The sequence below is a fragment of the Clostridium sp. CTA-7 genome (assembly GCF_054768095.1).
In genome coordinates, this window is sequence record NZ_BAAAAV010000002.1 from 332,619 (window position 1) to 357,649 (window position 25,031).

Sequence of the window (25,031 nt, forward strand, 5' to 3'; positions counted from 1 at the left end):
TTCTATAAAAATAATCTTTCTATTATTTTTATAGAACTCCTTTATTTTGTTTAAAGTATTCCTAAATCAAATTTCCAATTAAGAATTCTTAATACAGATTCATTTATACGATCTTCTGTAATTACTCCATTTTTAAAAGCTTCTAATACAGAGGAAATTTGAATATGAAAATCTGATGCAATTATTAAATCATTGCCAGCAGTTATTGCAAGTACTGCCGAAGTAGAATCTCCTATATACTCCTTTATAGCATCCATTTGTAAATCATCAGTCATAATAATTCCATCATAATTCAATTCATTTCTAATAATTTTATGAACATTAGGTGAAAGAGATGCTGGAAGATTTTCATCCATAGATTTTACTATATTATGAGAAACTAATATACTTTCAGATCCTGCTTCTATGCCTGCTTCAAATGGTAGAAAATCAGAATTTTTGAATGTATCATAGCTTCTTTCGTCAATAGATATACCTGTATGAGTATCTATATTATTACCGTAACCAGGAAAATGCTTTAAAGTAGAACCTATTTTATTTTCTTTCATAGTACTAACTACTGTTTTTGTATATTGAGCTGTTTCTAATGCATTTTTACCAAAGGTTCTTGGATAAATATAATCATCTGGATTTATAGATACATCACAAACAGGAGCTAGATTAACGTTGATTCCTAAACTTTTTAGTAAAGTGGCTTTTTCTTTTGTGTCACTAATTATTAAAGGGTATCCTCCTTCATTATATAAATCCCGAGGAGAATAGAAGGGAATAGCTCTAAACTCAGAGTATTTGCTTAATCTATTAACTATTCCACCTTCCTCATCTATTCCAATAAGTAGCTTTATCTTAGATGAATTTTGATATTCTTTTATGGTATTAGTTAAAGATTCTTTTGTTTCGTTATTTATGTTAGCATCAAATAAAATATATCCACCAATATAATATTTTTTTAAATCTTCTAATGCACTATCTTTTCTACATCTAACGAAAAACATTTGTCCAACTTTCTCTTCTAAGGACATTGTTTTAAGTAAATTAGAAGCTTTTTCTCTATTTGATAATGAATTTTTTTCAGGTATAGAATAGGGATTTGACTCATTGTTAGAGTCTTCATTTATTATATTATAATTATTATTTAAGAGTTTATTTATTAAAAATCCTGATAAAATTGATAAGATTATAAACATTAGAACTAATAAAAATTTTTTCATAATTAAATTCTCCAAGTGTTATTTTAATATATTATAAATAAGAATTTTATTAATATATTTCTCTGTATACTATGATTATAACCCAAATTAATTGCTTTATATTCAATGTAGTAAGCTTTAAATCTGAATATGAGTCTTAGAAAGTTATTTATAAGATTATTAACTATATGAAATGGTAAAGAACTTCCAAATTGAAACGATAGTATAATTAAAGCTAAGGGGGAGATTTTATGCAAATTCAAAGACTAAATAATTGGAATAATCCAATATATAATAAGCTTAAAGAAGCTTCAGAAAATCAAAAGAAAGAAAAAGTAGAGGATGGAAAAAGTATCACTATAGAAAAATCCTCAAATCAAATAATAAAAAACTTACAGAGACTAAAAGAAGATTTTAAAGAACAAAAAAGAGAGCTTCAAGAAACTGAAATGGACCCTAAAGAAAAAAGAATGAAGCTTGAAGAACTAAATAAAAAAATTGCTGAAATAGAAGCAGAAATACAACAAATGAGATTAATAGAAAAAGAAAAAGAGGCCTTAGAGAAACAACATAAGCTAGAAGAAAAAAATAAAAAGGATGAAATTATTAATTCTAAAAACAAAATGAACTTTAATGAAAATATTGATGGAATAATAATTGAAGACAGCCTAAAGAAGTTAATAGCAGCTAAACATAAATTAAGAAATGCAAATGATTTTGGTAAAACTAAAGCAGCACTAGAAGTAGAAAGAGGGTACTTAAAGCTTACAGGAGATGAAAATTCTTTTGTTGATAAGCAATATGGTAAATTAACTAAAGGAATAAGAGGTATAGAAAATAGGATTTTAAATGAAGTAGGAAAAGTTAATAAAGAGGTTAGTGAGATAAACAAAGATAAAAAGGATAAGAAAGAAGAAAATAGCAAAGAATAAAGTATAAAATATTTACAAAGGGGAAATGTAAAGTTATAATGTTACTGGTAACAAATTAATAAATGGCATTGAAAGAGAAGAGTATATAGAAATTTAATTTAAAGAGATCTAGGGATGGTGTAATCCTAGAAGTTAAATCTATAGAAAGAAGCTCTGGAGCTATAAACTGAAAAAGCATAGTTTTGCAAGTAGGTTTATGGGATTCTCCCCTTAAAGAGAATGAGTGGATTAATTTTTAATTAATCAATTTAGGTGGTAACGCGGAACTTTGTCTTTCGTCCTAAGGTTTTTAGGATGGAAGACTTTTTTATTTATATAAAATTTTAAACTACGGAAGGAAGATGAATATGAGTTTTGAAAAATTAGCAGAATTAATATTTCCAAATGTTGATAAGACAATAGAAGATTATAATTCACAATACCCAAAAAGAAATTTAAAAGAAGGTGCGGTAGTTTCTAGATATGCGCCATCACCAACAGGGTTCCAACATATTGGAGGGGTTTTTGCAGCATTAATTAATGAAAGATTAGCAAGTCAAACAGATGGTATTTTTTATTTAAGAATCGAAGATACTGATCAAAAGAGAGAAGTAGAAGGCGCAATATTAGATACAATTCAAACAATGCATAACTTTGGAATGGATTTTAATGAAGGAATGACTGGAGATAAAACATCTAAGGGAGAATATGGTCCATATAGACAAAGTGAAAGAGCTGAAATATATAAAGCTTTTGCAAAAGATTTAATTAAAAAAGGATTAGCTTATCCTTCTTTCGCTACACCAGAAGAGTTAGCAGAGCTTAGAGAAAAACAAATTGCAGCTAAAATAACTCCAGGATATTATGGAGAATTTGCTAAGGATAGAGATTTAACTTCTGAAGAAGCTATGGAAAAAATAAAAAATGGTGAAAGTTATATAATTAGATTTAAATCACCTGGAAATATCGAAAATAGAGTAGAGTTCCATGATTTAATAAAAGGAGATATAAGTTTTCCAGAAAATAATCAAGATATAGTTATAATAAAGGGAGATGGACTTCCTACATATCATTTTGCACATGCTGTGGATGATGCTTTAATGAGAACCACTCATGTTATTAGAGGAGAGGAATGGTTATCATCTTTACCTATACACGTTCAATTATTTGATGTATTAGGATTAGATAGACCTAATTATGCACATATACCAACAATAATGAAAAATGATAATGGGTCAAAAAGAAAATTATCAAAGAGAAAAGATGCTGAAGCAGCAGTTTCATATTACAAAGAAGTTGGATATCCAATGGTATCAGTAATAGAATACTTATTAAATATAATAAATTCAACATTTGAAGATTGGAGAGCTGAAAATCCAACAATTGACTATCATGAATTCCAAGTTGCTTTAGATAAGATGAGTAAATCAGGAGCTTTATTTGATATAGTTAAATTAAATGATGTAAGCAAAGAAGTGATCTGTAAAATGAAAGCAGATGTAGTTTATGACTATTATATAGCTTGGGCTAAAGAGTACGATAAAGAAATGTATGATTTAGTAACAACAAATGAAAAGATGTCAAAAGAAATCTTCAATATAGATAAAGAAGGTCCAAAGCCAAGAAAAGACTTTGCAAAGTGGGATGAAGTAAGAGAGAAGGTTGATTATTTCTTTGATGAATTATTTAATAAAGAAACATCAGAAAATGTTGAACTTCCAAAGACTTTAAGCTTAGAAAATGCAAAAGAAGTAATAAAAGTATATAAAGATAAATTTAACTTTAATGCAGGAAGTCAAGAAAATTGGTTTGAAGATTTAAAGGTTATTGGAGCAGAACTTGGATATTGTGCTAATAGAAAAGAATATAAAGCAAATCCAGATGCCTTTAAGGGAATGATTTCTGATGTGGCTGGAGCTGTAAGAGCTGCTCTATCTCATAGAAGTAATACTCCTGATCTTTATACTATTATGCAAATATTAGGTGAAGACAAAGTAAGAGCTAGATTTGAAGCATTTATAAATCTATAATACAAAAAATAGTGTAGTGTATTAAAATAAATTTTGATAACTACAACAAGAAAAGGAGAATTCTTAATGAATTCTTCTTTTTACATATTATTGAGAATTAATTTATTGATTATATTTATATCAATCAGAATATGAATTGATGCTACAGAAATCTATTTAATAATCAAGTTCAAAAGTGATGTAATCTACAGATGTAATAATTAATTCTCAATACCATGAAACTATATAAGCAATTATTAAAATCAAGGAATTAACTAGTTTGCTTTAAGTAATATAAGAAGGAATATTACTTAATAATATAGAAAAATTAAAAATAATTATTGAAATTGATATATATTATTATGTAAAATTATAGTAACGAAATTAAAAGGAGATGAACTTATGGATAATTATAATGTAGTACTTGAATGTTTTGAAAAAAATGATGAAGCAATGAATGCGACTGCAGTTGCAGAGAAAACAGGAATAGACAAAAAAGAAGTTTCAAAAGTTATGGATAAACTTAAAAAGGAAGAAAAAATTTATTCTCCCAAAAGATGTTACTGGCAAATAAAGAGAGACTAATAAAAAGCTGAGGAAACTCAGCTTTTTTGTATACAACAATCTATTTTTGTAATACTATAATTATAGTGGTTTAACAAAATTAACCATTAATTATCTGAAAGGATGTGATGTTTTATGATGAGTTTAGTAAGAAGTAATAAAAATTATATTGTTGTTAATGGGAAGGTGACTACAGTATAGCAATAAATTAAATATCCTTCCCAATAAGTTATATTTCGGGAGGAAAAATGAATAATAAAAACTTACTAGAATTAGGATTAAATGAAGGATACATTAAGGAAGCAAGTATTTATAATGAAAACTTGTATATAGGAAGAATTTCAGTACAATACAAAGATATTTATAAAGTCTTTACAGAAGAAGGAGAAGTATTTGCAAGGGTATCTGGTAAATTATCATATTCTTCAAATAGTATCTTAGATTATCCTGTAGTAGGAGATTGGGTATTATTAGATAGATCAGATAATAAAAATGGAGATGCTATAATTCATAAAGTTTTATCTAGAAAAAGCTATTTTTCAAGAAAGATTGCTGGAAGTAGGTTTGATACGCAAGTTGTTGCAGCGAATATTGATTATATATTTATTTGCATGGCTTTAAATAATGATTTCAATATCAACAGGCTTGAAAGATATATATCTGTAGCATGGGATAGTATGGCAATACCAGTTATAATATTGACTAAGTCAGATTTATGCGAAGATATAGATGAAAGACTTAGGGAAGTTGAGGAAGTAGCTGTAGGTATAGAAATATTAGTAACTTCAAGTTTAAATGGAAATGGATATGAAAAAGTTAAAGAATATATTAAAAGTGGAATAACAATAGCTTTTATAGGTTCATCAGGAGTAGGAAAATCTACTTTAATTAATAATCTTCTAGAGAAAGATTTATTAAAAACTAATTCAGTAGATGAAAATGATAAAGGAAGACATACAACTACTCATAGAGAATTATTTTTATTAAAGGATGGGGGAGTAATAATAGATACTCCTGGAATGAGAGAACTTGGATTAATGTCTGCCGACGTAGATAAATCCTTTAGCAACATTGAAGAGCTAGAAAGGAAATGTAAATTCTCAGATTGCACTCATAGAAATGAACCTAAGTGTGCAGTAAGAGAAGCAATTGAAAATAGAGCTCTAGATCCAGATAGATTAGAGCGATATAGAAAGCTTAAAAGAGAAGAAGAATACAATTTATCAAAGTCTAAGCAACAAGAGAAGCAAAGAATAAAAAATATGATGAGGGGTAAGAGATAAAATGAGTATATATTTAAAAGATATTAATGAAGATTATTTATTACAATGTGCACTCTTAACCACTAATAAAGATGGGAAAAATTATGTTTTTGAAGAATTTGTTGCTTCCAATGCTTTTTCCATTGCACAGTCTAAAATACAAAAAGGTTGGACTGTAAAAGCAATATATAATGAAGATTTAATGATTGGGTTTACCATGTATGGATATTGTTATGAGTATGATTTTTATGAAATATGCAGGTTTATGATAGATCATAAATATCAGGGCAAGGGATATGGAAAAATTTCATTAGGTAAAATAATTGATGAAATGAAGAAGCTTAAGGATTGCAAAGATATATATATTTCCTTTGATCCAAAGAATAATATTGCTCAAAATCTTTATGAAAGTCTTGGGTTTAAAGACACAGGAAGAATTATAGAAGATGAATTATTATTTAAATTAACAATATAAGAAAATAAATAAAAAGAGTTGCGTAAGCAACTCTTTTTTACAATAATTATTATAAAGTTTAATTGAACCTTTAAAGTGACATATACGTCTAATTAAGTGAAGGGAAATTAACATAGCTATGTAAGATGGGGAAGGAGAAATAGAATGGGGATATCTAATATTATTCCTATAGGAGTATTTAATAAATTTAAACATGAAAAGCTTAAGAAAAGTAATGTTAGATTGGCTATAGAGGGAGAGAAAGAGGCGTTTAATAGTCTAATTAAAGAAAACTTAAACTCTTTATATATTGTAGCTAGAGGGATTTTAAATAGTGAATATGATATAGAAGATGCTATTCAAAGCACTATATTAAAAGCTTATGAGAAAATTTTATATTTAAAAAATGAAGAATTTTTTAAAACATGGATAACAAGAATTTTAATAAATGAATGTAACAACATAATAAGAAAAAATAAAAAGATTACTTATATTGAATATTCACAAATCAATAATGAAATTTATGAGGATAAATATAAAAATTTAGATTTAATTAAAGCAATAAATTCATTAAATTCTGATTTAAAGATAACTATGTGGCTATTTTATTTCAATGATATGTCCATAGAGGAAATAAGTAATACTTTAAAAATACCTAAGGGAACTGTAAAGTCGAGATTAAATAGAGGGAGAGAAAAGATTTATAATATTATGAGTGAGGGTGATAATCATGAATAAGTATGATAAAGATAAATTTAATAAAGTTATTAAAGATAAAATAAGGGACATTAAAATAGATATGCCAGATACACTTAAAAGTAATATATTAAAAACTTTACAAAATTTACCGGATAGAAAAGCAAAAAGAAAAAGTAAATTTAGAAAAGTATCTGGATTAGTATCTGGAGTTATAATTTGTATGTTAGCCTTTAATGTATTTATGCCTGCATATGCAGAAAGTTTACCACTTATAGGACCTACTTTTAAAAGTATAAATGATGCTATAGGTGTTGGTGATAAATATGTAAAAGGATCTAAGGATATAAATATAACAAAAAAGTACGAAGATACTACAATGACGATTAAGAATATTTACTATGATGGAGTTGAACTTGCCATAGCATATGAGCTAAAGTCAGAAAAGGGATTTGATGATAAACCTATAATATTCCCTATTATGAAAAGTGGATTTAAAGATATAAATTATAAAAATGAAGAGAATGACGGTGAGTTCATAGATGAAAATACTTATGTTGGACTAGCATCTTATGCACTTACAGAAAATGAATTATCAGATAAGGCAAAAATAGAATTTATAGTTAATGATTTATATGGAAATTGGGCTGGATATTATCCTGAAAAGTTCAAATTTAAGTTTTCTATAGATTCTAGGGATATGGGAAAAGAAACATATGAAGTAAATAAAGAAATAAAATATGATGATAGTATATTTAAGATTAAGGAGCTAATTACATCAAAACTAAATACTATTATTTATTTAGATACAGATATACAGCTTGTAAAGGATGATGAAAATAATTCAAAGAATTTTTGGGGAAAGTACACATTGAAATTTTGTGTGCAAGATGATAAGGGATTTCCTATAAGTATGATAGGTGGATCAGGTAGGGGAAAAAATGTAAATGATGAAAGAGTTAAAGGGAATTATAATTGGAGATATGAAGGAGTTCCTGAAGAAACAAAATCAATAACTCTTATACCTATTATAAATGAAAGCAATTATAATAGACAATTAATGATAGAGAAAATTAATAAAAATAGTGAAACAATAATGAAATTAGAAACAGGAGAAGAGTATATTATAAAAAATATTGAATTTAAGGATGATAAAACTGTAATAGATGTAAAAGTTAAAAAATATATAGATAGGTCTGATAATATAGAAGTTGAAGTTTGGGATGAAGATAAAGTAGAAAAATATAAAAACTCTAATAATGGGCAAGAAGAAAATTGGTATAAGGATACAAGAGATATAGAAATTATAGAAACTAAATTTAATGGGATAGATGATGGTTACAACTTTACCCTAACATTACCAGCATTGGATAAGAATAAAGAGTATTTTATCACTAAGATGAGTAGTGGAGATAAAATATTAGAAAATGAAAAAATAACTATTAATTTATCTAAGTAATAAAATGTAGCGATATTTGAATTAAAATGACATTCAAATATCGCTTTTCTATTAAAAGAAAATAACTAACATCCCTTGAAGTAAATCAATAATAGCTTCTAAGACTAGTCCTAAAATTTTAATATAAAATATATTATATAAATAGCACCTAATATAGATTTTGTTTTTATATGTATGTCATTAAACAATGATTTTAATATAAATAGATTAGAAATATATAGAAAATATAATAATTTATTCAAAATATTGTAAAATTAATTGAAGTTGTTTATGATAGATGTATAAACTGATTAACCATAATTAGTTATCTAATACTATAAAAGGGGGGATATAAATGAAAAATTTTACTAAAATCATTTTACTTATGGGAATATCATTGGTTTTACTAATAGGATGTAGCTCAACAAAACAAGAAAAAACTATAGATAATTTCATCAATAAATTGATATCTACAAAGACCTATGAAAATATTACTTCTTCTGAGGACTCTGATAAGTTTATAGATGAATCAAAAGCAATTTTTGCAGAATATTTAACAGAAGATGCATTTAATGTTCTAATGACTAATAGAATTCCTTATATTTATTATACTGTTATTATTGAGAATGATATTACGGATACAACAGATATTAAAATAGTAAAAACTAAAGAAACAAAAAATGATACCTATATTCATTATGAGTATGAAGTGTCTTATAAATTAAAAGCAGCTGATAAATCAATAGATATGACAGATTATATGGTTTTTAAGGTGATGAAAGATAATAGTTCTATTATTGATGAGGTATATGTAGTAGATAAAACAAGTAGCATCTTTAGTGAACATAAAAATATATTTCAATAGTAAAAATTGTTAAAATAAATTAGCTTTACATTAGAACTAGAATAATGTTTATAAATTATATAGCAAGGTAGTTCAATTGAACTACCTTATTTCTATTAAAGGAAAATAATTAAAACCCCTTGAAGTAAACCAATAATAGCACCTAAGACTAGTCCTAAAATTTCTATATGTTTCAATTCTTTTTTTGCAACTTTAATTATTATATCTTCAAGTTGCACTAGGTCTAATTCATTAATTTTTTCTTCAACAATTTTTTGAATATCTACCTTTTCTTTTGCTTTTAATAATAAGTCATCACTGATTTCATTAATTGCAATTGGAACTTCCTTATTTAAAATTTCATCAATATAAGGAGAAGCCATCATTCTAAAAGGCATAGGAATAATATTTAATTTCTCGTTTATTATATTTTTTATTTTATCTGTTATGTAGGAATTAAAATCTTCCCCATCAGAACTTCTAAGAGCTTGGTTTAATATATCATCCATGGAGAGCAATTCATTAGAGATTACTTCACCTATATTAGCAGCAATTTCATTTTTTCTTTTAGGAATTAATCCTAAAATTTCAATATTTAAAATTGGAATTTTAACTGGAGTAATAGGTCTAAATAAAAGTTTAATTGCTAAAATATTAGTTATCCAACCAATTAATCCCCCAACTATAGTTAACATTGAAATAGTAAATAAAGTATTCATTTAAGTAAGCCTCCTAATATGTAAAACTTATAATCAATAATGCTAAATTATATATAAATAATTTAGCATTAAATAAAATAATAAAACCTATAGATAATTTTATAAGCAATATATAAATTTTTCAAGGAAAATTTGACTAATTAGTATAAAAAGTTTCTGATTTAAGTTATAAATTAAAAAGGTTGCTTTTGAGCAACCTTTTTACAAAAATATATTAATTTAGTTTTCATCAATTAGTATACACTTTTTTATTATTTCAATTTAAAATTCTTTAATTATAGTTTAAATGAGCTTTTTAATGAAACTATTCTATTAAATACTAACTTATCATCAGTAGTGTACTTAGGATCTACATTAAAGAAACCATTTCTTACTAATTGGAATTTATCTTGTGCTTTAGCTATTGTAGCAGTAGTAGCTTCTATGAATCCCTCTAATATTTCTAATGAATTAGGATTTATTTGTTCTAAGAAGTGCTTACCCTCATTTTCAGGAGCATCATCTAGTATTAATGGCTCATAAAGTCTAAATTCAGCAGGCTTAGCACTGTTAGCATCTACCCAATGAATAGTTCCTTTAACTTTTCTTCCAGTAAATCCTGAACCACTCTTAGTTTCTGGATCATAAGTACAATGCAATTCTATAACATTGCCATTTTCGTCTTTTATAACATCATTACATTTTATAAAGTAAGCACCGATTAATCTAACTTCATTACCAGGGAATAATCTAAAGTATTTTTTTACAGGTACTTCCATAAAATCATCTTGCTCTATATATATTTCTCTTGAGAATGGAACTTCTCTAGTACCAGCTTCTTCATTTTTAGCGTTATTTGGAACTGGTAACATTTCTGTTTCACCTTCTGGGTAGTTTGTTATAACAACCTTTAAAGGTCTCATAATAGCCATAGCAGCATTAGCTTTTAGTTGAAGATCTTCTCTTATAAAGTATTCAAGCATTTGTGAATCTACAACTGAGTTTGCTTTTGAAACACCAATAGCACTACAGAAGTTTCTTATAGCTTCAGGAGTATATCCTTTTCTTCTTAATCCTGATACTGTAGGCATTCTTGGGTCATCCCAACCATCAACAATCTTTTCATCTACTAATTGCTTAAGTTTTCTTTTACTCATAACAGTATTAGTAATGTTAAGTCTTGCAAATTCTATTTGTCTTGGAGTACTTTCCATTTCACATTCTCTTACGAACCAATCATAAAGTGGTCTATGATCTTCAAATTCTAATGTACAAATAGAATGAGTTATTCCTTCAATTGCATCTTCAAGTGGATGAGCGAAATCATACATAGGATATATGCACCATTCATCACCAGTATTGTGATGAGTAGCATGTGCTATTCTATATATAATAGGATCTCTCATATTTATATTAGGAGAAGCCATATCTATTTTAGCTCTTAATACCTTTTCTCCATCTTTAAATTCACCTTTTTTCATTTTTTCTAATAAATCAAGGCTTTCTTCAGCAGTTCTGTTTCTATAAGTGCTTGCTTTACCTGGCTGAGTTAATGTACCTCTGTGTTCTCTTATTTCTTCAGGTGTTAAATCACATACATAAGCTAATCCTTTTTTTATTAAAAGTTTTGCTTTATCGTACATAATATCAAAGTAGTTAGAAGCAAAGTAAATATTATCCCAGTTTCCACCAAGCCATTTAACATCCTCTTTAATTGAATCTACATATTCAGTATCTTCCTTAGTTGGATTAGTGTCATCAAATCTCAAGTTAAACTTTCCATTAAATTCTTTTGCAAGACCTGAATTTAAAACTATTGATTTAGCATGACCTATATGTAAATAGCCATTTGGTTCAGGTGGGAAACGAGTGATAATTTTATCATGTTTCTTGCCTTCTAAATCTTCAATTATTATGTTTCTTATAAAATTAGATGAATTAATTTCATTTGACATATGCATACCTCTCCTGTACAAATTTATCTTTTTATTAGGTTTATATAATTAGTTATATACTATTTTTTACTTTTAAATCAGTTACTATATTTATTAGTGATTATTAATAAAATTATGTATATATCTATATAATAACACTTTAGTTTTACTTTTAATTTTAAACCAAGGAAGAAAAAAAATAAAGATATAAGTATGGTAAAATAAAGTTTTTTATGAGTATTTAACCAAAGGTTATGATATTTTAAGTTATTTTTCCTTATATTAGAATAAAAGTAAATATAGTGAAATGAGCAATTTTAGTATATAATTATATTTATAAGAAATAAAGCTATTATTTAAGGGGGAAAAGGATGAAGGGAAAATTTAAAAGTTTTTTTGCTGCTGTAGGATATTTACTTTTGGCTTTTGTTATTCAGATAGCTGTTTTTGTAATTGGGGGAATAGCTATAGGAGTATATTATGTTGTAAAAAGTCTGACACAAGATGGAGCCGAATTAGTAAGTAATTTAGACAATATGGATGTGATGATTAATCAAATAGTAGGATTAACAAGTACCATGTTATTAATTTCTTCTATAGCAACTGTATTAGTATTTATGCTAATTTATAAAATAAGAAAGAAAAAGTTAAAAGAAGAAATTCTTTTAAGAAAAACAAATAGCACAAATATAATTATTGCAGTTGGATTAGGACTATCTGTATGGCTTTTTAATTCAGGAGTATTAACTTTAATTCAAAATAATGGACTTTTACCATCATATTTTGCAAAGATGGAGGAAATGCTTTCACCTTTAAGTGAGGGAAGTGTATTTATAGCAATATTAACTGTAGGAATAGTTGCTCCATTTGCTGAAGAATTTTTATTTAGAGGGGTAGTATATAAAACCTTAAGTAAAAATATATCTTTAAAATGGACAATAGTAATACAAGGAATATTATTTGGAATTTATCATGGAAATCTTATTCAAGGTATTTATGCAGCGTTTTTAGGTATTATATTTGGATTTGCAACCTATAAAACTAAATCATTGATACCAGCTATAATAATGCATATGGTAAATAATACAATTGCAGTAATATTGCCAGCATTTATATCTGAGTATCTTATGTCAACTGGTACTAATATAGGTTTTATTGTAGTTGGAAGTATAGGTATGATAATATCACTTTTCTTTATTACAAAGAAAAATATTATTAATGATAATGAAATAGAAAGCTTTGATAACTATGGCAATTTAAGTTAATTTTTGAAAGCTAGTATGAATTTGAGAAAATTTATACTAGCTTTTTAACTTGAAAAAAAGCAGTCAATGATATAAAATGATAATAAATAATAATAAATGATAATATGTAGTTATTTGAAATTATGAGAGGGTGATCGATTTGTTTATGGAAGAAAGACTAGAGGATATATTAGAATTGTTAAAGAAAGATGGAAAAGTTAAAGTTAAGGATTTAAGCGAAAAGTTTAATGTATCAGAAGGAATGATTCGTAAAGATTTATGTAAATTAGAGAAGTATGGTAATATTAAAAGAACATATGGAGGAGCAATTTTAGAAAGAAGAATAATTCATAATGACAATACAACTTCAAGAATTATAAGTAATATTAAAGAGAAAGAAAAAATTGCAAAGCTAGTTATAAATGAAATAGAGGAAAATGATGTAGTATTTATGGACATTTCTAGTACAAATTATACTGTTGTAACTATGATGTATTCATTTAAAAAGAATATAACATTAATAACAAATATGAATAGAATTGCTATGGCTTTTGATTCAATACCAAATGTAGAAGTAATACAACTAGGTGGTATTTATAATAAGAAAATAGGGGGAACTGTAGGAGCTTTTACTGTAGAGGAGATTAAAAAATTTAGAATAGATAAAGCTTTTATTGGAGTTGGAGGAATTAATATAGAGGATAATTTTGTTAGTAACTTTAATTTAGATGAGGTAAGTACTAAGGAAGCACTTATAAAAGCAAGTAAAAATAGGTATTTAACTACAATTAATGAGAAATTTTATAATGATGGATCATATAAATTTTCTACACTAGATGAATTTGATTATATAATTACAGATAAGAAACCAGATGATAATATAATAGAAGGTTTAGATAAGCATAATGTAAAAATAATATTTTAAATAATAATTGGGAGTGATAAAGCATATGATAAAATTTATAGCATCAGATATGGATGGAACATTATTAAATGAAAAAAACGAAATAAACAAAGAATTTTTTGATGTTTTTAATAAGCTTATTGAAAAAGAGATAATATTTGCAGCAGCAAGTGGAAGACAATATTACAATTTACTAAAAAGATTTGAAAATATAAAAGATAAAATGATGTTTATAGCTGAAAATGGAACCTTCGTTGTATATAAAGGGGAGGAAATATTAGTTAATTCACTGGAGAAGAAAGTTGCAATGGATCTTATAGAAATAGGTAGAAAGATAAAAAATTCATATGTTATAGTTTGTGGTAAAAAATCAGCTTATATAGAAAATGCTGATGAAAGGTTTGTAAAGGAAACAAAAAAATATTATGAAAGATATGAAGTAGTTGATGATTTAAATAAGATAGAGGATGATATACTTAAGGTAACTATATGTGATTTTTCAGGCTCTGAATTCAATAGTAATAATTACTATAATGAATATAGAGACAAGTTACAAGTTACAGTATCAGGTGAAATTTGGCTTGATATAACTGCTAAAGGTGTTAATAAAGGTGTAGCTATAAATAAAATACAAGATATGTTAGGGATAAGTCATAAAGAAACTATGGTATTTGGTGACTACCTAAATGATTTAGAAATGATGGGAAGTGCTTATTATAGTTATGCTATGGAAAATGCACATGATGATTTGAAAAAAGTGTCTAGATTTATTGCAAAAAGCAATAATGATAATGGGGTAGTAGAAGCTATTAAAGAAGTTGTTGGAATATAAGGGAAGGATATTTACACTGTGAGAATAAATAAATTACTTAGTAATTATGGTTATTGTTCTAGAAAAGAAGTAAATAGATTAATTGAAGATAATAGAATAAAAGTGAATGGAAATATATGTGAAAAAGGTCAATGGGTTGAAGAAAGTGATGATATATTTTTAGATGATAATAAAGTAAAGCCTAAGGAGAAGATATATATAGTTTTAAATAAGCCACCAGGAATAATATGTACAGCATCAAAGGAAATAGATAATAATATAATAAGTTATTTAAATTATAGCGAGTATGTATTCCCAGTTGGTAGGCTAGATAAGGATTCACAAGGATTAATTTTAATGACAAATGATGGTGAAACAGCAAATAAAATATTATCTTCAGATAGCTATCACGAAAAGGAATATGTTGTGACCTTAGATAAAGATTTTGATGATAATTTTATTGAAAAGATGTCATTAGGGGTAGAAATATTAGGGGGAGTGACAAGACCTTGTAAAGTAAAAAGAATAGATGGTAATGTATTTAGGATAATTTTAACTCAGGGATTAAATAGACAAATTAGAAGAATGAGTAAAGCTTTAGGATATAATGTTATTAAATTAGAAAGAATAAGAATTATTAATATAGGAATACAAGGCTTAGCATTAGGAGAATGGAGAATTATAAATAAGGAGAAAATTAACGAATTAATTGAGCAAATTTAATTAAATGTATAATTAATTCACATAAAATAAAAAAATATTTCCAAAATAGGACTTTAGTCCTATTTTTTTATGACTATTTTTGAAGAATATAGGACTTTAAAGTTGTAGAAAAAAGTATGAAAATATAAGTATAGGGTATTTTGTTATAATTTAGGTAAATTTAGGGGCTTTTAATTTAGATTAAAGGAGGCTTAGTATGAGTTGTATTGAAATAGATGAAGTTCTATCAACTACAGTGTTGTATGAAGGTTTTTTTAATTATAATGAATTCTTTAAAATTTCCAAGGAAAAAATACATAAGCTTTTATCTATAGCTAGTAAGTATAATGAAGATTATTGCAGTGATTCGGACTTAGAGAAGAATGAAGTATATTTAAAAAATGTAAAAAATTGCTTTTCCAGAGAGTTTAGATATAAATTCAATGACTATATTTCAATTAATAAAATTAAATACTCATCATTTAATAGAGAAGTTAGTTATTATGAAATTTATGAAATAGTAGATGAAGAAAATGATATTGATAAATTAATATTATTTGGATCATATACAGGGAATAATAAAAATTTTATTGAAATATTTTTAAATGGGGCTCTAGTAAAGAACATAAAAATAAAGCTTGTAAGTAAAAAGAATATTTGGCCTAATTCTTCAGAAATAATATTTGAGAAAATGAGTAACAATTGAATTGCAAAGATATTAATGGTAAATCCGTAGATCAGTATGCTTAATCTATGGATTTTTTGCATGTATAAAAATAAGCTTTATTGACTTTTAGATAAAAATTAATATATTATAACAAAAAGAAAGAAGTAAGGGGGAAGGGGCATGAATCATAAAGAAATAGTAGATAATGTTATAAAACATATAAAAGAAATAGATTATAAAGCTAAGGAAAAAGCGAGGATTAGGGTCGATTCTTTAGCAAAGCCCTTAGGAAGTTTAGGAAAGCTTGAAGATATTTCAATTAAGCTATCTGGAATAACAGGAAAAGTAAAAAATAAAATAGAAAAAAAATGCATAGTAATATTTTCATCTGATAATGGTGTAGTTGAGGAGGGAGTTGCTTCAGCTCCACAATATGTTACATTAGCACAAACTATTAATTTTTCAAAAGGGCTAACAGGGGTAGCTGTTCTTGCAAAGGAAAATAATACTGATTTATTAGTAGTTGATATTGGGGTTAACTGTGAAGGTGAAATTCCAGGAGCTATTAATAGAAAAATTCGTAAAGGAACTAATAATATAGCAAAAGAAGCAGCAATGACTTATGATGAGTGTATTGAGTGTATTTATATAGGGATTGATATGGCTAGAGAAGCTAAAGAAAATAGATATCATATACTTGGCGTTGGGGAAATGGGAATTGGAAACACAACAACTAGTAGTTCTGTTTTAGCTTCATTAATAGGATGCGAAATTGATGAGGTTGTAGGAAAAGGTGGTGGCTTAACAGATGAAGCCTTTGAGAAGAAAAAATTGGTTGTTAAAAGAGCTATAGAAATAAATAATCCTAATACTGATGATCCTATTGATATAGTATCTAAAGTAGGGGGATTTGATTTAGCGGCAATGGTAGGATTATTTTTAGGAGGAGCATATTATAAAGTTCCTGTTGTAATAGATGGATTTATATCAGCAGTTGCAGCTTTGGTTGCAATTAAATTAAATATACTTGTTAAAGAGTATCTTATACCATCCCATTGCTCAAAAGAAATAGGTTATAATATTGCAATGAAACATATGGATTTAGAGCCTATGCTGAATCTAGATATGAGATTAGGGGAGGGAAGCGGGTGCCCAATAGCCTTTTCTATAGTTCAGTATGCTTGTGCTATGATGAACAACATGGCAACTTTTAGTGAGGCAGAAATAGATCCATGTTATTTAGAAAAGGTTAAAGAAGAAAGAAATTATATTGTAGATAGGAGAATTTAAATGAAATTAGGACTTATTCATATATATTGTGGAAAAGGAAAAGGAAAAACTACAGCAGCTATGGGACTAGGAATAAGAGCAGCTGGTAGGGGATATAAGGTTTTACTTACTCAATTTTTAAAGGATAATGATACAGGTGAGTTAATATCTATAGAAAAATTAGGTGAGAATTTTCATGTATTATTTGGAGAACCTATGAAGAGATTTTTTAAATATTTAAGTGAAGAAGACAAGAATTCTGTAATTAAGGAACATAGAGAAAGATTTGAAAAGGTTACTAAAAAGGCCGTAGAAGAAGGCTATGATTTATTAATTATGGATGAAATCATGGCATCATTAACTTATGGAATATTAGAACTTGATAAAGTGGTTGAATTCTTAAAAAATAAACCAGAGAATTTAGAAGTTGTTTTAACAGGAAGAAATCCAGATAAGGCTTTAATTGAACTAGCTGATTATGTTTCAGAAATCAATCCTATAAAGCATCCATTTGTAGATAAAAAAATTCCTGCAAGAGTTGGAATTGAAAAATGATTGTTTTAATAGTAGGTGGTGCTAAAAGTGGTAAATCAATGCTAGGACAACATATAGCTAAGGAAATAGAAAGTATAAATGGCAAGCTATATTATGTTGCAACTATGAAACCCTTTGATAAGGAAGATTTAAAGAGAATAGAAAATCATTTGCTTGAAAGAAAAGACTGGGGATTTGAAACTATAGAGCAAGATAAAAATATAGAAAATATATTAAAATATATAGAAAAAGAGGATACTCTATTAATAGATAGTTTAACATCACTAGTAACAAATGAAATGTTTATAGATAATAATTTTGTATTAGAAGTTCAAGAAAAAATTTTAAATGAAGTAAAATTGATTTCAAACAAGACATCTAATGTTGTTATAGTAACAGATTATTTATTTAGTGATAGCATAGTATATGATAAATATACAGAAGCCTTTAGAAGGGAACTTGGAAAGTTAAATAGAGAAATAGCAGAAATATCTGATGTTGTTATCGAGTGTTCATTTAATAATAAAATAGTACATAAGGGAAAGGATTATATAGGAAATTTATTATGAAAAAGTATATAAATGCTTTTATAATGGCAATAAGTATGTTTACCATAATACCTGTACCATATAAAAATTGGGATGATGAAGGGGTAAGGCATATGATGAAGCTTTATCCCTTAGTAGGGTGTTTAGTTGGTTTAATATGGTTTAGTATCTATAAGATAAGTAGTCTTTTAGGACTATCACTTATATTAATTAGCGCAATTACAATGGTAACACCTTTTATAATAACTGGAATGTTACATTTAGATGGATATATGGATGTATGTGATGCTCTTTTATCAAGAAGGGATCAAAAAGAAAAAATAAGAATATTAAAAGACCCAAACACAGGTGCCTTTGCAGTAATTTCTTTAGGAATACTTTTTATAATTAATTTTGCATCAATATATACTTTAGTTGAAAAAGGAATAAATGTTATTGCTTTAATTATTATACCAATAATTTCAAGAAGTCTTATGGGACTTATGCTTTTGAAAAAGGAATCCATGAAGGAGAGTTCTCTTGGATCATATTTTAAAAAGGGAACAGGAAATATAGATATAATAATAATATACATTTTATTAATTATATCAAGTATGACATTAGCACTTCTTATAGGCATTAATGGAGTTATAGTTTCAATAAGTATGATAATTTCGGCTATAGTTTCAGTAAATAAAAGCACGAAGGAATTAGGTGGAATGTCTGGAGATAGTGCTGGGTATGGACTAGTTATATCAGAAGCAGTAGGTATATTGATTTTAGCAATTTTAGGCATCTGAAAATAAATAACAAGTCAAAGATGGGAAGTATATTTTGAGTTAGACAAGGAGACAGGTTCCGCAGATAGTAGCACTATATAAGGGTTCTGTTGACGCAGCATAACACAAAATAGACGAGCGTTCTGACTTATCTATTTTTGAAGATGCCTTATAGTTTGGAGGTGTTAAGTTTGGTACTTGTATTTGGTGGGGCTTATAGTGGTAAACTTCATTGGGTTAAAGATAATTTTAATATAAAAGAAGCAGAAGTATATTATTGTGGAAGCTCAAACAATAGTAAAGAAATAGATTTTTCAAAAAAAGTTATAAATAACTTTCATAAATTTACTTATGAAATGATTTTAGATGATAAAGATCCACTTGAGTATATTATAGATAATGAAAAACTTTTTGATGATAAGATAATAATATGTGATGACATATCAGAAGGTATAGTTCCACTTAAAAAGGAAGAAAGGTTATGGAGAGAAAATACAGGTAAGTGCCTTCAATATCTAAGTAAAAAATCTAATAAGGTATATAGAATGTTTTGTGGAATACCAATGGTGATTAAGGATGAATAATATAGAGGTTTACTTAATAAGGCATGGAAAAACTCTTTGTAATGAAAAAAAATTATATTGTGGAAAAACTGATATACGATTAAGTGATAATGGAATAAAGGAGCTCAAAGGATTAAAGTCAGATATTTCATACCCAATTTGTGATAAATACTTTACAAGCGGAGCAAAGAGAGCAAATGAAAGTTTTGAAATACTGTATCCTGGTGAAAGCTTTAATGAGTTAAGAGGTTTTTTTGAATATGATTTTGGTGACTTTGAAATGAAATCCTATGAGGATCTAAAAAATAATAAAAATTATATAAAATGGATTACAGATGAAATAGGAAATGTAAGTTGTCCAAATGGAGAAAGTAAAATTAATTATAGAAAGAGAATAAAGAAAGAGTTTAAAGATTTTATAAATATGCTTATAAGTAATGGATATAAATCAGTTTTAGTAGTTTCTCATGGAGGAACAATAGGAACTATTTTAGAACTATTTTTTGATAATAGTAAGAATTTTTATAGCTGGCAACCTAATTGCGGTGAAGGTTATAAGCTTAGTATAGAAGTAGAAAGCAATAAATTTACTATAAATGAAGTTTTAAAATTAAAAGAGGGAATAACATGATTGAATTAACAATAGGATATATATTAGATTTAATAATAGGAGATCCTCAAAATCCAATTCATCCAGTAAGATTAATAGGAAGTCTTTGTAAGAATATTGAAAAGTTATTTAGAAAGCTATTTAAAAGTTCTCTAAAAGTTGCAGGTGGGTTAACTTGGATTTTTTCTGTAGCTATAGTATTTTTTATAAATTATATAATTGTAATTTCCAGTTTTAATATTAATAGAGTTTTTGGAATAATTATAAGTGGAATAATAATTTATTTTTCTATTTCAACTAAAGCTTTAAAAGTAGAAGGATTAAAGGCAGTATCCTATATTTTAAAAGATGATATAGAGGGAGCTAGAAAACAATTATCATATATAGTTGGGAGAGATACAAAAAGCTTAGATGAAAAAGCAATTTTAAGAGCAGTTGTAGAAACAGTTGCAGAGAATATGTCAGATGGAGTTGTAGCACCTATATTTTACGCTGGACTTTTTGGAGCTCCAGGTGCAATGGTATATAAAGCTATTAATACTATGGATTCAATGTTTGGCTATAAAAATGATAAATATAAAGATTTCGGTTTTTTTCCTGCAAAGTTAGATGATGTATTTAATTATATACCAGCTAGATTAACAGGATTACTTATAGTTTTTGTATCATTATTGCTTAACCTTAATTATAAAGAAAGCTTTAAAATTTATTTAAGAGATAGAAATAATCATAGTAGTCCAAATAGTGCTCATCCAGAAGCAGCAGTGGCAGGAGCCTTAGGACTTAGGCTTGGTGGAGCAAATTATTATTTTGGTAAACTAGTAAAAAAGCCAACTATAGGGGATGAGTTAAAGGAAATAGAAGTTAGGGATGTTTATAAAACTAATAATATTTTATACTTAGTATCATTTTTTAGTTATTTATTAGCACTTAGCTTAATAGTAATAGGGAGGATTTTGTAATGAGTAAAGTAGTTCATGGTGGAAATATAGAGGAGCTATCAAGACAGTATAAATTAGATAAAGATAAACTTATAGATTTTTCAGCTAATATAAATCCAATCGGAATAAATACTAATATTAAGCTAGAAATGATAAAAGCTTTAGAAGAAGTTGAAAGATATCCTGATATAACTTATTATGATTTAAAATTATCAATAAGCGAGTTTGAAAAAATAAATATTGAAGACTTAGTATTAGGTAATGGTGCAGCAGAGGTAATATTTAATTTAGTAAGAGCACTAAAACCTAAAAAGGTACTTATTCCAGCACCAACCTTTGGAGAATACGAAGAAGCTATTTTAAGTATTAATGGGGATATAGAATATTATATTTTAGAGGAACATAATAATTGGAACATAAGTGAAGATATATTAAATTACATAAAAGAAGATATAGATATGATATTTATATGTAATCCTAATAATCCAACAGGAGTCTTAACTAATAAAGATTTAATAAGAAATATTGCAAAAAAAGCACTAGAAACTAATACAACAGTAGTAGTAGATGAATCTTTTTTAGATTTTATTGAAGCTAGCGATAACTATACTTCTTTAGATTTAATAGAGGAATATAAAAACATATTTGTAATAAAGTCAATGACTAAAATTTTTGCAATACCAGGAATTAGAATTGGATATGGAATATCTAAAAATGAAGAGATATTAGAAAAAATAGTTGAGGTATCAGTACCTTGGAATGTTAATGTAGTGGCAGAGAAAGCAGCTATAATAGCTTTAAAAGAAGAGGAATACATAAAAGAAACCATAAATTATATAGGAAAAGAAAAAAACTATTTATTTAGTGAGCTAATGAAAATAAATAAGATAAAGGTTTTTAAACCATCAGTTAATTTTATAATGTTTAAAACTTTAGAGAATATAGATTTAAAGAAAATTATGCTGAAGGAAAATTTAGTAATAAGAAGCTGTGGTAATTATAAAGGTTTAAGTGATAACTATTATAGAATTGCTGTTAGAACAAGAAAAGAAAATGAAAAGTTTATTTGTACCTTAAAAAGTCTAATAAAATAATATTTTTAATTGACATATTATTTTATTAATAATATAATCAATTTGAAATTTAGGCTATATTTAGATATATTAGGTGCTTTTTAAAGCTTAATAGGGAATCAGGTATTATTCCTGAGCTACCCCAGTAACCGTGAAATGGACGAAATCTATTAATGCCACTGCAAAAGCGGGAAGGTTAGAAAGTAGGATGAAGTAAAGCCGGGAGACCTGCCTTTTATATGCGAACTGTTATCTTCTGAGGGTGAGATAATAGGAATACTATTATAGTTTTAAATTATATTTAATGGATTATACAAGCTATTTTTCTATTAGTTTATAATTTAGAATTAATGAATATGTATTTTAGGCATACTCTTAGTATGTCTTTTTATTTTGTGGAAAAAATAAGCTAATTAGAGCTATTTTTTCTATGAAGTGCAAGCCCTAATAACAAAAATTAGGAGGAATAATAATGAAAAGAAGAAGTAAAATTCTTTCAGTAGTTTTAGTTATGTTGTTTTCTTTAGCTTTATTTGCAGGCTGTACAAAAACTACAAAAACTATGACAGACAGAGAAGGTAATGAATTTACGTTACCAAAGGAAGTTAATAAAATAGTATCAACTGCACCATCAAATACAGAGGTATTAACAGCATTAGGATTAGCAGATAAATTAGTTGCAGTAGATAAATATTCAAAAGGTATAGAAGGTGTAAAGGATGATTTAACTAAGATAGACTTTAGAAATCCAGACGCCGAAACTATAATATCATTACAACCAGATATAATTATTGCATCAGGTCATAATAAAACCGGTGACAATGATCCTTTTGCTCTAGTTAAAGAAGCAGGAATACCAGTAGTATATATTCCAAGTAGTTCCAGTATTGATGGAATATATAAAGATATAGAGTTTATAGCACAAGTAACTAAGTCAGAAAAAAAGGGAAAAGAAATTGTTGAAAACATGAAAAAGGAAGTTGATGCTATAAAAGCTATTGGAGATAAAATAACTGACAAGAAGAAGGTTTATTTTGAAATAGGTTCAGGATCAAAATTAAGTAGCTTTGGTCAAGATACTTTCTTAAATGAAATGATCCAAATAGTTGGAGCTGAAAATATATTTGGAAATGAAAAATCATGGATATCACCTACTCCAGAATCAATAGTTGCAGCAAATCCAGATGTTATATTAACAAATATGCCAGATATGAATGGAATAAAAGCAGTCGATGATATAAAGAGTCGTGATGGATGGGATAGTATAACTGCTATAAAAGAAGGTCAAGTTTATGCAATAGATCAGAATTCATCAGCAAGACCGTCTCAAAATGTAATTAAAGCTTTAAAGGAAATGGCTAAGGCTATTTATCCAAATGAATACAAATAAAAAGAATAAAACATTGATGATACTATCAATACCTGTAGTATTTTTAATAATATGTATTGGAACTTCCATTGGAAGTTCCAATATTAGCATTATGGATATTATATCAATAATATCTCATAAAATTTTCAACACTCAATTATTACAGGGTATTGAGGCAAAGGATGTATCTATAATATGGAATATCAGATTACCGAGGGTTTTACTAGCATTTTGTGTTGGAGGATCCCTTGCAGCAAGTGGAGCTGTAGTGCAATCTGTGTTGAAAAATCCATTAGCTTCACCTTATACATTAGGAGTATCATCAGGAGCTTCACTTGGAGTAGGACTTTTAGTAGTTTCAGGAATAGCTATCCCCTTCCTAGGAAACTTCTCATTACCTTTAGTTGGATTTATATGTAGTTTATCAACTATGGGAATAGTACTAACCTTTGCAAGTAAGGTAGATAAAGAGTTATCTAATAATACAATTATTTTAACAGGTATGGTATTTTCTTTATTTTTTAATGCTCTATTAACAACATTAACAGCTTTATTTACAAACAAGATTGAAGCTATAACTATGTGGCAAATGGGCTCTTTTTCAATGAGAGGATGGAGCTATGTAAAGGCTGGGCTACCTTTTTTTATAATAGGGATAATTGGCGTTATGTTTTATGCTAAGGAAATGGATGTATTAACTTTTGGAGAAGAGCAAGCAAAGTCAATAGGAGTAGAAGCAGAAAAAGTAAAGAAATATCTTTTTATATTCGTAGCAATATTAACAGGTGCAGCAGTTGCCATAAGTGGTACAATAGGCTTTGTTGACTTAATAGCGCCTCATATAGTGAGAAAGATCTTTGGTTCAAAGCATTCTTATGTGATACCTATGTCAGTTGTATTTGGAGGAGTATTTATGGTAATAACTGATTTAATTTCAAGAATTATTATAGTTCCTTCAGAGCTCCCAGTTGGAGCAGTAACAGCTATGATAGGCGCGCCATTTTTTGCTTATTTATACTTTAAAAAATCAAAGTAGGT

At 27.1% G+C, this 25,031-nt stretch carries 26 protein-coding genes, 1 riboswitch and 1 other annotated feature; of the genes, 23 read left to right on the forward strand and 3 right to left on the reverse strand.

The features are described 5' to 3' along the window. Positions 1-50: 50 nt before the first annotated feature. Positions 51-1,211, reverse strand: coding sequence for a glycoside hydrolase family 3 protein (locus ACYUEX_RS04585; RefSeq protein WP_460286754.1), 1,161 nt, complete (start codon positions 1,209-1,211; stop codon positions 51-53). Positions 1,212-1,441: 230 nt separating this feature from the next. Here ACYUEX_RS04585 and ACYUEX_RS04590 point away from each other — a divergent pair, with 230 nt between their 5' ends. From ACYUEX_RS04590 to ACYUEX_RS04625, 8 genes are all read left to right on the forward strand, one after another. Beyond that, the gene (locus ACYUEX_RS04590; RefSeq protein WP_460286755.1) at positions 1,442-2,122 is read left to right on the forward strand and encodes a hypothetical protein; all 681 of its coding nucleotides are present in this window, start codon (positions 1,442-1,444) and stop codon (positions 2,120-2,122) included. A gap of 59 nt (positions 2,123-2,181) precedes the next feature. Next, positions 2,182-2,408, forward strand: a binding site (T-box leader). Positions 2,409-2,469: 61 nt separating this feature from the next. Then, positions 2,470-4,131, forward strand: coding sequence for a glutamate--tRNA ligase (gene gltX, locus ACYUEX_RS04595; RefSeq protein ID WP_460286756.1), 1,662 nt, complete (start codon positions 2,470-2,472; stop codon positions 4,129-4,131). Between the two features lie 381 nt (positions 4,132-4,512). Next, positions 4,513-4,695 (forward strand): MarR family transcriptional regulator, encoded by a 183-nt coding sequence (locus ACYUEX_RS04600; protein WP_460286757.1) that lies wholly within the window; start codon positions 4,513-4,515, stop codon positions 4,693-4,695. Between the two features lie 227 nt (positions 4,696-4,922). After that, complete coding sequence (gene rsgA, locus ACYUEX_RS04605) at positions 4,923-5,957, forward strand: ribosome small subunit-dependent GTPase A (protein WP_460286758.1); 1,035 nt, start codon at positions 4,923-4,925, stop codon at positions 5,955-5,957. 1 nt (position 5,958) lies between these two features. Then, on the forward strand, positions 5,959-6,411 hold the full coding sequence (locus ACYUEX_RS04610; RefSeq protein ID WP_460286759.1) for a GNAT family N-acetyltransferase: 453 nt from the start codon (positions 5,959-5,961) through the stop codon (positions 6,409-6,411). A gap of 144 nt (positions 6,412-6,555) precedes the next feature. Next, positions 6,556-7,128, forward strand: coding sequence for a sigma-70 family RNA polymerase sigma factor (locus ACYUEX_RS04615; RefSeq protein WP_460286760.1), 573 nt, complete (start codon positions 6,556-6,558; stop codon positions 7,126-7,128). Then, the gene (locus ACYUEX_RS04620) at positions 7,121-8,545 is read left to right on the forward strand and encodes a DUF4179 domain-containing protein (protein WP_460286761.1); all 1,425 of its coding nucleotides are present in this window, start codon (positions 7,121-7,123) and stop codon (positions 8,543-8,545) included. Before ACYUEX_RS04615 ends, ACYUEX_RS04620 begins: the two co-directional genes overlap by 8 nt. A gap of 334 nt (positions 8,546-8,879) precedes the next feature. Then, positions 8,880-9,389: a hypothetical protein gene (locus tag ACYUEX_RS04625; RefSeq protein WP_460286762.1), complete on the forward strand. Its 510-nt coding sequence runs from the start codon at positions 8,880-8,882 to the stop codon at positions 9,387-9,389. A gap of 95 nt (positions 9,390-9,484) precedes the next feature. On the opposite strand, the gene ACYUEX_RS04630 is transcribed toward ACYUEX_RS04625, so the two are convergent. Both ACYUEX_RS04630 and ACYUEX_RS04635 read right to left on the reverse strand, forming a co-directional pair. Beyond that, a complete protein-coding gene (locus tag ACYUEX_RS04630) occupies positions 9,485-10,087 on the reverse strand; it encodes a DUF445 domain-containing protein (RefSeq protein ID WP_460286763.1) in 603 nt (200 codons plus the stop codon). A gap of 275 nt (positions 10,088-10,362) precedes the next feature. Then, positions 10,363-12,021 carry a glutamine--tRNA ligase/YqeY domain fusion protein gene (locus ACYUEX_RS04635; protein WP_460286764.1) on the reverse strand — a complete coding sequence of 553 codons (1,659 nt, stop codon included), beginning with the start codon at positions 12,019-12,021 and terminating at the stop codon, positions 10,363-10,365. A 350-nt stretch (positions 12,022-12,371) separates the two neighbouring features. On the opposite strand from ACYUEX_RS04635, the gene ACYUEX_RS04640 reads away from it, so the two are divergent. The 15 genes from ACYUEX_RS04640 (at position 12,372) to ACYUEX_RS04710 (ending at position 25,029) form a co-directional block, all read left to right on the forward strand. Then, complete coding sequence (locus ACYUEX_RS04640) at positions 12,372-13,265, forward strand: lysostaphin resistance A-like protein (RefSeq protein ID WP_460286765.1); 894 nt, start codon at positions 12,372-12,374, stop codon at positions 13,263-13,265. Positions 13,266-13,410: 145 nt separating this feature from the next. Further along, positions 13,411-14,169, forward strand: a complete 759-nt coding sequence (locus ACYUEX_RS04645) for a DeoR/GlpR family DNA-binding transcription regulator (protein ID WP_460286766.1) — start codon at positions 13,411-13,413, stop codon at positions 14,167-14,169. A gap of 25 nt (positions 14,170-14,194) precedes the next feature. After that, positions 14,195-14,980 carry an HAD family hydrolase gene (locus tag ACYUEX_RS04650; protein ID WP_460286767.1) on the forward strand — a complete coding sequence of 262 codons (786 nt, stop codon included), beginning with the start codon at positions 14,195-14,197 and terminating at the stop codon, positions 14,978-14,980. 18 nt (positions 14,981-14,998) lie between these two features. Next, on the forward strand, positions 14,999-15,682 hold the full coding sequence (locus tag ACYUEX_RS04655) for a pseudouridine synthase (protein WP_460286768.1): 684 nt from the start codon (positions 14,999-15,001) through the stop codon (positions 15,680-15,682). Positions 15,683-15,878: 196 nt separating this feature from the next. Continuing rightward, complete coding sequence (locus ACYUEX_RS04660; RefSeq protein ID WP_460286769.1) at positions 15,879-16,367, forward strand: hypothetical protein; 489 nt, start codon at positions 15,879-15,881, stop codon at positions 16,365-16,367. Between the two features lie 141 nt (positions 16,368-16,508). Next, complete coding sequence (gene cobT, locus ACYUEX_RS04665) at positions 16,509-17,618, forward strand: nicotinate-nucleotide--dimethylbenzimidazole phosphoribosyltransferase (RefSeq protein ID WP_460286770.1); 1,110 nt, start codon at positions 16,509-16,511, stop codon at positions 17,616-17,618. Continuing rightward, entirely contained in the window at positions 17,619-18,152 is a 534-nt protein-coding gene (locus ACYUEX_RS04670; RefSeq protein ID WP_460286771.1) for a cob(I)yrinic acid a,c-diamide adenosyltransferase, read from the forward strand. Next, on the forward strand, positions 18,149-18,700 hold the full coding sequence (locus ACYUEX_RS04675; RefSeq protein ID WP_411168710.1) for a bifunctional adenosylcobinamide kinase/adenosylcobinamide-phosphate guanylyltransferase: 552 nt from the start codon (positions 18,149-18,151) through the stop codon (positions 18,698-18,700). The genes ACYUEX_RS04670 and ACYUEX_RS04675 overlap by 4 nt, the downstream gene beginning before the upstream one ends. Further along, entirely contained in the window at positions 18,697-19,458 is a 762-nt protein-coding gene (locus ACYUEX_RS04680) for an adenosylcobinamide-GDP ribazoletransferase (protein WP_460286772.1), read from the forward strand. Before ACYUEX_RS04675 ends, ACYUEX_RS04680 begins: the two co-directional genes overlap by 4 nt. Before the next feature lie 161 nt (positions 19,459-19,619). Then, entirely contained in the window at positions 19,620-20,021 is a 402-nt protein-coding gene (locus ACYUEX_RS04685; RefSeq protein ID WP_460287059.1) for a bifunctional adenosylcobinamide kinase/adenosylcobinamide-phosphate guanylyltransferase, read from the forward strand. Beyond that, on the forward strand, positions 20,014-20,631 hold the full coding sequence (locus tag ACYUEX_RS04690; RefSeq protein WP_460286773.1) for a histidine phosphatase family protein: 618 nt from the start codon (positions 20,014-20,016) through the stop codon (positions 20,629-20,631). The genes ACYUEX_RS04685 and ACYUEX_RS04690 overlap by 8 nt, the downstream gene beginning before the upstream one ends. Next, the gene (locus ACYUEX_RS04695) at positions 20,628-21,572 is read left to right on the forward strand and encodes a cobalamin biosynthesis protein (RefSeq protein WP_460286774.1); all 945 of its coding nucleotides are present in this window, start codon (positions 20,628-20,630) and stop codon (positions 21,570-21,572) included. Before ACYUEX_RS04690 ends, ACYUEX_RS04695 begins: the two co-directional genes overlap by 4 nt. Then, positions 21,572-22,645 (forward strand): threonine-phosphate decarboxylase CobD, encoded by a 1,074-nt coding sequence (gene cobD / locus ACYUEX_RS04700; protein ID WP_460286775.1) that lies wholly within the window; start codon positions 21,572-21,574, stop codon positions 22,643-22,645. Before ACYUEX_RS04695 ends, cobD begins: the two co-directional genes overlap by 1 nt. Before the next feature lie 54 nt (positions 22,646-22,699). Beyond that, positions 22,700-22,874, forward strand: a riboswitch (cobalamin riboswitch). Between the two features lie 222 nt (positions 22,875-23,096). Next, entirely contained in the window at positions 23,097-24,014 is a 918-nt protein-coding gene (locus ACYUEX_RS04705) for an ABC transporter substrate-binding protein (protein ID WP_460286776.1), read from the forward strand. Then, positions 24,001-25,029 carry a FecCD family ABC transporter permease gene (locus tag ACYUEX_RS04710; protein ID WP_411168704.1) on the forward strand — a complete coding sequence of 343 codons (1,029 nt, stop codon included), beginning with the start codon at positions 24,001-24,003 and terminating at the stop codon, positions 25,027-25,029. The genes ACYUEX_RS04705 and ACYUEX_RS04710 overlap by 14 nt, the downstream gene beginning before the upstream one ends. Positions 25,030-25,031: the final 2 nt, after the last annotated feature.